General features: G+C 58.2%; 1 protein-coding gene. It reads right to left on the bottom strand.

The window, feature by feature from the left end; all coding sequences use genetic code 11:
• A partial coding sequence (locus VSR82_RS40580) for an AAA family ATPase (protein WP_498858990.1) occupies nucleotides 1-220 on the bottom strand: 220 nt, incomplete at both ends.

A 220-nucleotide genomic window follows, 5' to 3' on the forward strand; every position in this document is an offset into this window, starting at 1 on the left:
GCAATGCGGCACGCCAGCCCGCCAGCTCCGTTTCGGACTTGCCCAGAAGCATGCGCACCAGGCTTTGAAATGCCTGGATCAGCGTTGCATACGGAATATCGCGCTTGTACTGGTCGAACTTGCCGGACGCAAACAATCCCCGTGGCGGCACGAGGATCTTGTGCAGTTCATTGACCACCGACGATTTGCCGATGCCCGAATAACCGGAAACCAGCACGAG

This window comes from Burkholderia sp. JPY481 (genome assembly GCF_038900515.1).
GTDB lineage: Bacteria > Pseudomonadota > Gammaproteobacteria > Burkholderiales > Burkholderiaceae > Paraburkholderia > Paraburkholderia youngii.